The 11,792-nt window shown below is 61.4% G+C and carries 8 protein-coding genes; 4 read left to right on the forward strand and 4 right to left on the reverse strand.

Going from position 1 to position 11,792, the window contains the following annotated elements; translation table 11 throughout:
• Positions 1-9: 9 nt before the first annotated feature.
• Positions 10-1,443, forward strand: a complete 1,434-nt coding sequence (locus OU993_RS03085) for an FAD-binding oxidoreductase (protein WP_268154789.1) — start codon at positions 10-12, stop codon at positions 1,441-1,443.
• Positions 1,444-1,452: 9 nt separating this feature from the next.
• On the opposite strand, the gene OU993_RS03090 is transcribed toward OU993_RS03085, so the two are convergent.
• A complete protein-coding gene (locus tag OU993_RS03090; RefSeq protein ID WP_268154790.1) occupies positions 1,453-3,753 on the reverse strand; it encodes a DUF1217 domain-containing protein in 2,301 nt (766 codons plus the stop codon).
• 338 nt (positions 3,754-4,091) lie between these two features.
• Here OU993_RS03090 and OU993_RS03095 point away from each other — a divergent pair, with 338 nt between their 5' ends.
• Positions 4,092-4,658, forward strand: a complete 567-nt coding sequence (locus tag OU993_RS03095) for a DUF6101 family protein (protein WP_268154791.1) — start codon at positions 4,092-4,094, stop codon at positions 4,656-4,658.
• A 109-nt stretch (positions 4,659-4,767) separates the two neighbouring features.
• On the opposite strand, the gene ubiA is transcribed toward OU993_RS03095, so the two are convergent.
• The 3 genes from ubiA to OU993_RS03110 form a co-directional block, all read right to left on the reverse strand.
• Positions 4,768-5,727, reverse strand: a complete 960-nt coding sequence (gene ubiA, locus OU993_RS03100; protein WP_268154792.1) for a 4-hydroxybenzoate octaprenyltransferase — start codon at positions 5,725-5,727, stop codon at positions 4,768-4,770.
• 88 nt (positions 5,728-5,815) lie between these two features.
• Entirely contained in the window at positions 5,816-7,072 is a 1,257-nt protein-coding gene (locus OU993_RS03105) for an SAM-dependent methyltransferase (protein ID WP_268154793.1), read from the reverse strand.
• Between the two features lie 158 nt (positions 7,073-7,230).
• Entirely contained in the window at positions 7,231-9,558 is a 2,328-nt protein-coding gene (locus OU993_RS03110; RefSeq protein WP_268154794.1) for a Tex family protein, read from the reverse strand.
• 176 nt (positions 9,559-9,734) lie between these two features.
• On the opposite strand from OU993_RS03110, the gene purD reads away from it, so the two are divergent.
• Both purD and OU993_RS03120 read left to right on the forward strand, forming a co-directional pair.
• Positions 9,735-11,000 (forward strand): phosphoribosylamine--glycine ligase, encoded by a 1,266-nt coding sequence (gene purD / locus OU993_RS03115; RefSeq protein WP_268154795.1) that lies wholly within the window; start codon positions 9,735-9,737, stop codon positions 10,998-11,000.
• A 120-nt stretch (positions 11,001-11,120) separates the two neighbouring features.
• Positions 11,121-11,612 (forward strand): plant virulence effector HPE1-like domain-containing protein, encoded by a 492-nt coding sequence (locus OU993_RS03120; RefSeq protein WP_268154796.1) that lies wholly within the window; start codon positions 11,121-11,123, stop codon positions 11,610-11,612.
• Positions 11,613-11,792: the final 180 nt, after the last annotated feature.

Below are 11,792 nucleotides of genomic sequence, written 5' to 3' on the forward strand. Positions count from 1 at the left end.
GCAATCGCCATGGATCTCCGCAGCCCCTCCTCCGAACTGCTCGCCCGTTTCGCTTCCATCGTCGGGGCGGGCAATGCGATCACCGAGGCGGCCGAGATCGCGCCGCGCCTCATCGAGAACCGTGGCCTCTACCATGGCAAATCCTCGATGATCCTGAAGCCGGGTTCGACGGAAGAGGTCTCGGCGATCCTCAAGCTTGCCAGCGAGACACACACGCCGATCGTGCCGCAGACCGGCAATACCGGGCTCGTGGGCGGGCAGACACCGAGCGAGGACGGGACCGCCATCATCCTGTCGCTGGAGCGGATGAACCGCATCCGCGACATCGATCCATTGGCGAACGTGATGGTCGTCGATGCCGGCTGCATTCTGGCCGATGTGCAGAAGGCGGCGGAGAGCGTGCACCGGCTGTTTCCGCTGTCGCTCGGCTCGGAAGGGTCCTGCCGGATCGGCGGCAACCTCTCGACCAATGCCGGCGGAACCGCAGTTCTCGCCTATGGCAACATGCGCCAGCTGTGCCTGGGACTTGAGGTGGTGCTGCCGACCGGCGAGATCTGGGACGGGCTTCGCCGCCTGAAGAAGGACAATACCGGTTATGACCTGCGCGACCTGTTCATCGGCGCGGAAGGCACGCTCGGCGTGATTACCGGGGCGGTGCTGAAACTCTTTCCGCAGCCGGCGGGCCATCAGGTCGCCTTCATCGGCCTGCCCTCGCCGGATCACGCCCTTCGCCTGTTCGAAAAGGCCTCGAACCTCTGCGGCACGGCGCTGACGGGTTACGAACTGATGCCGCGCATCGGCATCGATTTCACCACGCGCCACATCGCCAATGTGCGCGATCCGCTGCCGACGGTGCACGACTGGTATGTGCTGATCGATATCTCGACGAACGATTCCGCCGAAACGGCGGAGGCGATGATGCACAACCTGCTTGAACAGGGGCTGGAAAGCGGACTGATCGAGGATGCGGTGATCGCAAGTTCCGTGGCACAACAGAAGGCGCTCTGGCACATGCGCGAAAGCATGTCGGATGCGCAGAAGCCGGAAGGCGGCTCGATCAAACACGACGTGTCCGTACCCGTCTCGAAGATCCCGAGCTTCATGGCGGAAGCCGAACGGCGCGTGCTGGCCGCCATGCCGTGTGCGCGGATCTGCGCCTTCGGCCACCTGGGGGACGGCAATATCCACTACAACATCTCGCAGCCGGTCGGCGCCGACAAGGCCGCCTTCCTTGGGCGCTGGCGGGAGATGAACGCCATCGTGCATGCGCTGGTGTTGGAGGCTGGCGGCTCGATCTCGGCCGAACACGGCATCGGCCAGTTGAAGCGGGACGAACTGGCAGCGATCCGCTCGGAGATCGAGATCGACCTGATGCGCCGGATCAAGCGCAGCTTCGACCCGGCCGGGATCATGAATCCCGGCAAGGTCATTGCCCTGTCGTGAGGGCCTGACTTAGTTCTGAGCGAGCGAGGTCAGCAGATCGGCGCTGATGGTGGCGCTGTCCGATGTGCTGGTCAGGATGGAGAGCGCGGACGAGGAGGCGTCACTGTTCTCCAGATCATACATGACGGTGAATTTTTCGACCATCGCGCTGACCTTGTCCGGATCCTTCAGATCCTCAAGGTCCATGTATTTTTCGACCAGTTCCGCCTGCTTGTCGACATCGAGGTTGCTGAAGGTGTCCGGCAGCTGGAAGCTGACACGGAAGAATTCCAGCAAAGCGGTGTCACTCAGGATGTCATAGGCACTGGTCATCGTCGGCGCCATGCGTTCAAAATAAAGAGCCAGGCGAACGCCGTTGTTCGATTCCCCCTGCTCCTCTTCCAGCGTCTGGCGGGTGTACTTGTTCTGCGTCTCGATGATCTTGCCGCGCGACTGGGTGCCGGAGTTGTAGTCGTCGGTCAGGTTGCCATCCGCATCGAAATTGAAGGTGCCGAGGATCTCCGCCCAGACCGTATCTTCCTGCTGGTTGACGAAGCTGTCCGGATCACTGAGATCCGACGAGAAGACCTGCTTCAGGAAATCCTGATCGACGGTCTCCGGGTCGATGCCATAGGCGGTCAGGACGACATTCGTCAGCCGCTCGTCGCTGATGAATTCCGAAGCGGTCTGGATGCTGAGCATCTTCTCCGAATAATAACTGACCTCCGTGGACGCATCCTCCTTGGCCTTGGTGGTCGCATCCTCGTCAAGGAAACGGGTCATCATGACCGTGTAGTCGGAAGCGATCGAGGTGATGGTGCCCTGCGACTGCGCCGTCAGCGGCACCGTCACATCACCGTCCGTGCCGAAGTTGAAGGCTTTGGCGAGCGTCAGATAGCGCTCGTCATTAAGTTTGTAGACATAACTGTTCTCGTCTTCGAGATCGCTCGTCAGCACTTTCTTGATCGTGTACTGCGAGACCTCGTCCGGATCGAGCCCGACGGCCTTCAATGCAAAACTGTAGACATCGCTGTCTGCCAGGAAATCATCCACGCTGTCGACTTCGGAAATGGCCGCCCGATAAAGGCTGATCGCAGTTTCGTCTGCCTCGTCCTGATCGTCGTTATAGGTGCTGTAATAAAGGTTCTTCGTCGCTTCCGTCTGCGCCGAGGTCTGGGCGCTTCCGAGCTCCACCGTGCCATCGGTGTTGAAATTGAAGGCCTGGGCGAGCTTCAGATATTCCGGTCGGGATTCGGCGAATGTATTGGCGTAGCTGGTTTCATCATCAAGGTCGCTCGTCAGGATCTGTTCAATCGTTGAACTGACGACCGTCGAGCCGGTCAGGCCATAGGCGGTCTTGATGAAGTTATACAGTCTCGTGTCGGCGATAATGTCCGACACGTTATCGACGGTCGCAATCGTTTCCTCGAAATATTCCGCTTCGGCAAGCGCCGTGGCCGTCGAGACGCGATCCTGGTTGCTGACGTAGAGATCGTTGACCGTCGCCTTCTGGTCGGCGGTCTGGGCGCCCGTCGACGGCGCGGAACCATCCGAGTTGAACTCGAAGGCATCCGCCATGTCGTAATATTTCTGGATGGTCTCCAGCGAGGCCTCGTAACCGGCGATCTCTTCCTCGATCGCCGTTTTCTCGTCATCGGTCGTGGCCGCTTCGAGCCGCGTATTGGCGTCGGTCACCTTGGCGTTCAGCTCATCGCGCTGCACGCCAAGCGTCTGATTGATGTAGCTGGAGGAATCGCTGGTATCGCTGGACAGCACACCACGGATCAGCGAGCGGGAATAATACCGTTCGTCGATATCATAAGCGGTGAACAGATAGTCACGCAGGCGGTCGTCGTTGAGGAGGTCGTCAACGCTTTCGACCTCGTCCATCATCGCGTTGAAGTAGTTCGTTTCGGTGGTGACGGCGTCACCCTGGCTGACCATGGTCTCTGTGTAGAGATCCACCATCGCATCGACCTGGGTGGACGACTGCGCGGTCTTTTCTTCCGAGGAGAAATTGAAGGCGGTGGCAAAGTCGCGATACCGGTCGTCCGCCACAAGATTTGCAAAGCTGTTTTCGTCGGACAGATCGCTTTCCAGGACCTTGCGCATGAAGGCCGTGGCGTAGGTCATATCCTCCAGGCCATAGGCCTTCATCGCATAGGAGTAGAGGCGGTAATCGTCGAGGAATTCATCAACGGAGGTGACCTTGCCGATGTTCTCCTTGTAATATTCCGCTTCGCGGGAGACGGTCGACTGGTTCGAGACACGCTTGAGGCTCGCGGACAGATCACGCGTGACAAGATCGTAGCTCAGGTATGTTGATACCATTTCGACGCCTCTTTATCTCCTGTGCGCACAGATGGAGTGCGCGAATGATACATCAACGAAACTTAAAGAATTGCTGTCCTGCCTTCGCACGGCAGGCTTGTCCGGACCTGTCGCGAGGCTGATCCTGTTCTGCCGCAACACAGAGCGCTCCATCTTCACCAAACGGAAACCCTCATGGCTTGGTTTTCGCTAACCATCGGAGGACGCTAGAATTTCTTAACCGCAATTTTTAAGCGCTTCTGGAAATGCGCCGCCTATGTTGAGCCCATCAGAGGACGACAAAGTCCCGACAGAAGACCGGCAAACGGCTCTCAGGTAAAACAAGGGTAAGTTTCGAGATGACAAATACGGTTCTGAAACCCTCATGGGCAGGTGCAACGCTTCGGCTCGATCCGGCGCGGTTTCCCCAGCAGATCACGTACGGGCTGCATGATGCCGCCGGCGATGTCTCCATCACCATCGACGAGCGCGGTGCCGTACTCCGCAAAATCCTACCCGGCAGCGGGCTTCCGCTGTCGTTTGCGCTCCCGGCGCGCGCCTTCAAGGGTGTTGCCGCCCGCGCCATCGATCACGGAAACGGCGACGTGACCGTGACGCTGGAACTGCATCATGACGATCCGGATCTGTGCATTCCGCTGCTGGTCGCCCATGATCTCTGCGATATCGCCGCCGACTGGCGCAGCTGGTCGGAAGCCTTCCGCATCCCGATGCTGATGGTGGAAGCCGATGGCGTTGCCCGTCCGCTGGAAAACCATCTCGGCGAACTGCGCACCCAGGCTGCACGTCCGCGCCGCCGCCATTCCTACTTTGCCGCCCGCCGTCCCCGCTTCCTGGTCCGCCGCACGACCGGCGGCCTGGGCGTGGCGATGAAGATCGAAGGCAAGGAAATCATTGCCCGCCGCTGAGACGTCAGCGGCGATCCTCCCAAGAACACCCATACCTCCTGCGAAACAGGTCCGGTTCCCCCCAGCCGGGCCTGTTTCGTTTTGCGTCATGGCCGCCTGGTCGTTCCAATCAGTTGTAGCTGGCGAGCGAAACGATCAGCGCCAGGAAGATGACGGCGCCGATGCGACCGTTGAACTTAAAGAGACGCAGGCATTGATCCGGGTTGTCGATGTCGATGATCAGAACCTGCCAGGCAAACATCAGCACAGCGACGGCAAGGCCGAGAAAGCCGAGGATTCCGACATTGGCGAGCGCAAAGGCGATGATAAAAAAGAGCGTGGCAAGGCCATAGATAACGCTCAGCCACGCCTTGGTATGTTCGCCGAACAGCCTTGCGGTGGAGCGCACGCCAACCAGCGCATCGTCCTCCTTGTCCTGGTGGGCATAGATCGTGTCGTAACCGATCGTCCACAGGATCGCGGCGAGATAAAGCCAGATCGCCGCCCAGTCGAGCCGGCCGAAAAGTGCTGCCCAGCCCATCAGCGCGCCCCAGGAAAAGGCGAGCCCCAGGAAAAACTGCGGCCAGTCGGTAAAGCGCTTGGCAAACGGATAGATCGCCACCACAAGAAGCGAGGCAAAACCGAGCCAGATGGTGAAGGTGTTGAACTGCAGGAGCACGACGAGGCCGACCAGCGCCTGCAACACCAGAAAGATCTTTGCGCCGAGACGGCTTGCCCGTCCGGACGGCAAGGGCCGCGAGCGGGTGCGCGCGACCTCCATGTCGATCTGGTGATCGACGAGATCGTTATAGGTGCAGCCGGCACCGCGCATGGCCACCGCACCGATGAAGAAATAGAAGAGATGCGCGAGCTTCAGCTCCAGCGAAAAGCCGCCATCGGGGGCGATATCGGCATTGGCGGCGAGTGCTGCGGACCAGAAACACGGCCACATCAGGAGCTCCCAGCCGATCGGCCTGTCCCAACGCGCCAACTGCGCATAGGGCCAGAGCGGGCGCGGAAGAACCCGATAGACCCAGTTGTCCGAAGGCGCGTCAGAGACGCGATCGCTCATGTCCTGTGTGGTGCTCATGCCTGGGAGTTCTAGAAGCTTCGCGAGCAAAAGCAATGTCTTCGATCAAGGATGGCGCCAACTTCATGAAAGCGTCACGGCCAGGACCTCAGACGGCGATCTGATCGAGCGGCGCACGGGCCTGTTCGAAGGAGCGTAACGCGGCCTCGCGCTTGCCGATGTAATCGCGATGGTGCGGCACGGCATCGCGCTTTTTCTTCAGCTGCACCTGGAAGATGAAGAAATTCTCGTGCGTGAAGGCCATTTCCGACCCCGCCAGATAGAATTCCCACATGCGGAAGAAACGCTCGTCGTAAAGCGCCAGCACCTCGGCCTTGCGGGCGAGGAACCGCTCCCGCCAGTGCCGGAGCGTGTGGGCGTAATGCATCGGCAGGATCTCCATGTCGGAGACGAGAAGACCGGCCTTTTCGATATGCGGCAGCACTTCCGAGAGGGCCGGAATATAACCGCCGGGGAAAATGTATTTCTCGATGAAGGGATTGGTAACATAGGAAACGGTCGGCTGGCCGATCGAGTGGAGGATCATCACCCCGTCCTCGGAAAGCACCTCGTTCACCTTGCGGAAGAAGTTGGCATAATTGGTGCGACCGACATGTTCAAACATGCCGACGGAGACGATGCGGTCGAAGGTCACCTCCGGCTTCAGGGTGCGGTAATCCTGCAGCTGGAACCGCACCTTGCCATGCAGGCCGCGGTTTTCCACGCGCTGGCGCGAGACCTTCAACTGTTCTTCGCTGAGCGTGATACCGGTGACATCGACGCCGGAGGTTTCCGCCAGATACAGCGCCATGCCACCCCAGCCGGAGCCGATCTCCAGCACCCGCTGGCCGGGTTCCGGCATCAGCTTGGCGGCGATGTGGCGTTTCTTGGCAAGCTGCGCCTCGTCCAGCGAAATGCCGGGCGGATTAAAATAGGCGCAGGAATATTGCCAGTCCTGATCGAGAAACAGTGAAAAGAGGCGCCCGTCCAGATCGTAATGATGGGCCACGTTACGCCGGTTGTGGTTGATCGGCACACGATTGCGGAAAAGCGACGCGCCGATGCGCAACAATCCGCGCCAGACCATGCCGAAGGTCAGGCCCTCGCTCAGCGTATTGTCCTTCACCAGAGCGAGGAATTCATAAATATCCCCCTCGTCGATGAGGAGCCGGCCCTCCATGTAGAGCTCACCGAGCTTGAGAGCCGGATCGGCGGCGAGTTCCTCTTCGGCTTGAACGTCTGTGAAGCGGATGGTGACCTTGCGGCCCCCGCCCTTGCCGAAAGTTTCCTCGCCGGACGGTCCCCTCACCGTCAGCGAGCCGATCTTGATGATCTTGGCAACCAGAGTACGAAGCGACGAGGCCATGTCCACCTATCCGCGATACTAAGCTTGACTTACTAAACTGAAATTTAACGCCTCCATCGTGGCTGACAAGTCTGATTCGACTGAAAAACGCGCAACATCGAAAGGCCCGCCGAACGGAGTTCGACGAGCCGCGTTTCAAGACGTTTCGCTGAATGCGGTCAGCGCTTCTTCATCGCTTCGGCAAGCGCAGCACCCAGGCCGCCCAACTGGCTGCCCTCGCTCTTCTGCGGCTTGGCCTGCGCATGGCGCATCGGGTTGCCGCTGCCGGCTGAGCGGTTTTCCCGCATCGAGGCCGGCGCGGCTTCGCCGCCATCCTTGCGCATGGTGAGCCCGATGCGCTTGCGCTTCACATCGACCTCCACGACACGCACCTTCACGACGTCACCCGCCTTCACCACCTCATGCGGGTCCTTCACAAAACGATCCGCCAGTTGCGAGACGTGCACGAGTCCATCCTGGTGCACGCCGATATCGACGAAGGCACCGAAGGCCGCGACATTGGTGACGGTGCCTTCGAGCAGCATGCCGACCTTGAGATCGCTGATCTCGTCCACGCCTTCGGCAAAGGTCGCGGTCTTGAAGCTCGGGCGCGGGTCGCGGCCCGGCTTTTCCAGCTCGGCGAGAATGTCCTTCACCGTCGGCAGGCCGAACTGCTCATCGACGAACTGCTTGGGATCGAGCCGCTTCAGGGCGGCACTGTCGCCCATCAGATCGCGCAGGTCACGACCGCAGGCGGCGACGATCTTCTTCGCCACGCCATAGGCTTCCGGGTGCACGGCGGAGGCATCGAGCGGCTCCTTGCCGTTCGGAATGCGCAGGAAGCCGGCGCACTGTTCGAAGGTGCGCGCACCGAGACGCGCCACCTTCAAGAGTTCCTTGCGGCTGGCAAAGGGACCGTTCTGATCACGGTGGATGACGATGGCATCGGCAATCGAGCGGCTGAGGCCGGCGACCCGCGCCAGAAGCGGTGAGGAGGCCGTGTTGAGATCGACGCCGACCGCGTTCACCGCATCTTCGACGACGGCATCGAGCGAGCGCGACAGTTTTCCCTGGTCCACATCGTGCTGATACTGGCCGACGCCGATCGATTTCGGCTCGATCTTGACGAGTTCGGCCAGCGGATCCTGCAGGCGACGCGCAATCGAAACGGCACCGCGCAGCGAAACGTCGAGGTTCGGGAATTCGGCAGCGGCAAGCTCCGAGGCGGAATAAACCGAGGCGCCGGCTTCCGAGACGATCACCTTGGTCGGTTTTGTGCCGCCGGCTTGGGCGGGAAGCTGCGCCAGCATGTCGGCCACCAGCTTTTCCGTCTCGCGGCTTCCGGTGCCGTTGCCAATCGCGATCAGGTCCACCTTGTGCTTGCGGATGAGGCTGGCGAGTTCTGCCTGGGTGCCGCGTACATCATTCTTCGGCGGGAAGGGATAGACGGTCGTCGTTTCCACCAGCTTGCCGGTGCCATCGACCACCGCCACCTTGACGCCAGTGCGGATGCCGGGATCGAGGCCCATGGTGGCGCGCGAACCGGCGGGTGCTGCGAGCAGCAGATCCTTGAGGTTACGGGCAAAAACGCGGATCGCCTCTTCTTCCGAGCGTTCGCGCAGTTCGCGCATCAGGTCGAGCGACAGCGACATGGAGAGTTTTACCCGCCAGGTCCAGCCGGCGACCTCCATCAGCCAGCGGTCGGCCAGACCCTTGTCACCGATCTGGAAAGCGCCGGCGATCATCCGTTGCGTCGGCTTGATCGGCGACGGATCGTCCTGGTCGACCTCGATTGTCAGCGTCAGCACTTCCTCGTTCCAGCCGCGCAACATGGCAAGCGCCCGGTGGCCCGGCGTGGTGGCCCAGCGTTCGGAATGGTCGAAATAGTCGGAAAACTTGGCGCCCGCCTCCTGCTTGCCATCCACCACCTTGGCCCGCAGCGTCGCGGTGTCGCGCATGTACTGGCGCAGGCGGCCCAGCAGATCGGCGTTTTCGGTGATGGTTTCGGCCACGATATCGCGGGCGCCTTCGAGTGCCGCCTTCACGTCCACCACTTCGGCGGAGAGATAGGCTTCTGCCAGTTTCGCCGGATCCGCGGCGCGATCGGCCCAGAGCGCATCGGCCAGCGGGCCGAGGCCGCGCTCGCGGGCAATCTCCGCCTTGGTGCGACGCTTCGGTTTGTAGGGAAGATAGAGATCTTCCAGTTCCGCCTTGGTGGTGGCACGGGCCAGCTTGACCGCCAGCTCGTCCGTCATCTTGCCCTGGCTGTTGATGCTCTCGACGATCGAGGTGCGGCGCGCTTCCAGTTCGCGCAGATAGACGAGACGTTCGGAGAGATTGCGCAGCTGCGTGTCATCCAGCCCGCCCGTGACTTCCTTACGATAGCGCGCAATGAAGGGCACGGTTGCGCCTTCGTCCAGAAGACCGATCGCGGCAACGGCCTGTTCCGGCCGTGCATTGATCTCGGCGGCGATGGTTGCGGCAATGGATTTGATGTCGGCGGCCATGGATCGTCCTGCTTTGCTGTTTGCCCGGACCATAACGGCAGATCGTGGCAAGGCAACGCCGCAAGCGCCGATTCCACAGGAAGCCACCGCTTTACAGGCCGCGCAAGCCTTGACCTTTTGCCTGCCTCGCCTTAACCGCGCAGGCATTCCACTCTGCGACAACAAAGGGGCGAGACGTGAAGGTTCTTCTGATTGGGTCCGGCGGCCGCGAGCATGCACTGGCCTGGAAACTGGCACAGTCCCCCCTGCTGTCCAAACTTTACGCCGCGCCCGGCAATCCCGGCATTGCCGAAGAGGCGGAACTTGTGTCGCTGAACGTCGAGGATCACCAGGCGGTGATTGCGTTTTGCCGCGACCATGGCATCGACCTGGTCGTCGTCGGGCCGGAAGCGCCTCTGGTCGCGGGCCTTTCGGATGATCTTCGGGCGGCAGGTTTTGCCGTCTTCGGTCCGTCGAAGGCGGCCGCCCAGCTGGAGGGCTCGAAGGGATTCACCAAGGATATCTGCGCCCGCTACAAAATCCCGACCGGCGCCTATCAGCGTTTTACCGCAGCGGAACCCGCCAAGGCCTATATCCGCGAACAGGGCGCGCCGATCGTCGTCAAGGCCGATGGGCTTGCCGCGGGCAAGGGCGTGACGGTCGCCATGACGCTCGACGAGGCGCTGTCTGCCGTCGATGACTGTTTTGCCGGCGCCTTTGGCGCGGCCGGTGCCGAAGTGGTGGTGGAAGCCTATCTGGATGGCGAGGAGGCGAGCTTCTTCTGCCTCTCCGACGGCAAGACCGCCCTTGCACTGGCAACCGCCCAGGACCACAAGCGCGTCGGCGATGGCGATACCGGCCCGAATACCGGCGGTATGGGTGCCTATTCTCCCGCCCCGGTGATGACGCCCGAGATGGTGGAGCGCACCATGAAGGAGATCATCGAACCGACCATCCGCGGCATGGCGGAGAGCGGTTTTCCCTTTACCGGCGTCTTCTTCGCCGGCCTGATGATCACGGCCAAGGGGCCGGAACTCATCGAATACAATGTCCGCTTCGGCGATCCGGAATGCCAGGTGCTGATGATGCGGCTGAAGAGCGACCTTCTGCCGATCCTGCATGCTGCTGCGACCGGCACGCTCGACCAGGTGACCGCCGAATGGCATGACGAGACGGCGCTGACCGTCGTGATGGCCTCCAAGGGGTATCCCGGCGCCTATGACAAGGGCACGCCGATTGCGCATCTGCCGGAGCCGCGCGAGGGCGCCAAGGTCTTCCATGCCGGCACAGCACGCAAGGACGGGCAGCTGGTCGCGACCGGCGGCCGGGTGCTGAACCTGACCGCCACGGCAAAAACGGTGGCCGAGGCGCAGGCGAAGGCCTATGCACTGGTGGACCAGGTCGAGTGGGAGAACGGCTTCTGCCGCCGCGACATCGGCTGGCGGGCGATCGACCGCGCATAACCGCCGAAACGGCACATTTTAACCCTCCGTTAACCCCGTCCCCTGACCGGTTGGAAAGGAAGCTGCCGTACCATCGTGGTTCGACCCGACTAGCTCTGCCTCACCTGGGGAGTGGACACGATGTACAGCCAGCTTCTGACGATCCTGACACTTGCGGCCGCCTCGCCTGCTGCGGCCTCTTCGATCGACCATCTCTCGACCATCCCGATCGCCAATCCGGAAAGCGTGGTGCAGATCCGGTGCGCGGCCTGTGTCGAGGAACACCACGCCATCAAGGAACCGACCTACAAGGTGCCCGAGCTTCCTGGCGGCGAGCAGCGGCTCGAGCTTAAGGAACGCGGCGGCAAGCCGGCCCTGATGCGCACCGAAGCCTGGATGGGCGGCTCGCCCGTCACCTTTGTCAGCCTCAACCCGGTCTTCATCGACAACGAGCGCAGCGCCATTGCCGGGCGCCAAGGCGCTCCGATGAAGGGGGATGGTGTCGACATGCAGGCCACCACCTCGGCAGTCAGTTCTGAGCCCGTCGTCGATCCGGCATCCGCAAAACCTGTGGCAGCGGACGTGGCGACACCGCCGGATTTCCCCGGTCTTGAGCTGCGCCCCAGCCATTAACGACCACGACCGGGGCAGTCCCGGTCATCGACGCGGATCGACCACCGTCCTGTCCGGCAGCTCCGCGTCTTGAAGTTGCTGTTCTGTTTGCGACTCAATCACAGCTTACTTAATTAGGAAATTATGAAAATGTTTAGCATTCTCCCCCATTATCCGGGGCGGGATGCGCTGCAGTATCCG

It is taken from the genome of Rhizobium sp. SL86 (assembly GCF_026672545.1).
Taxonomy (GTDB): Bacteria; Pseudomonadota; Alphaproteobacteria; order Rhizobiales; family Rhizobiaceae; genus Neorhizobium.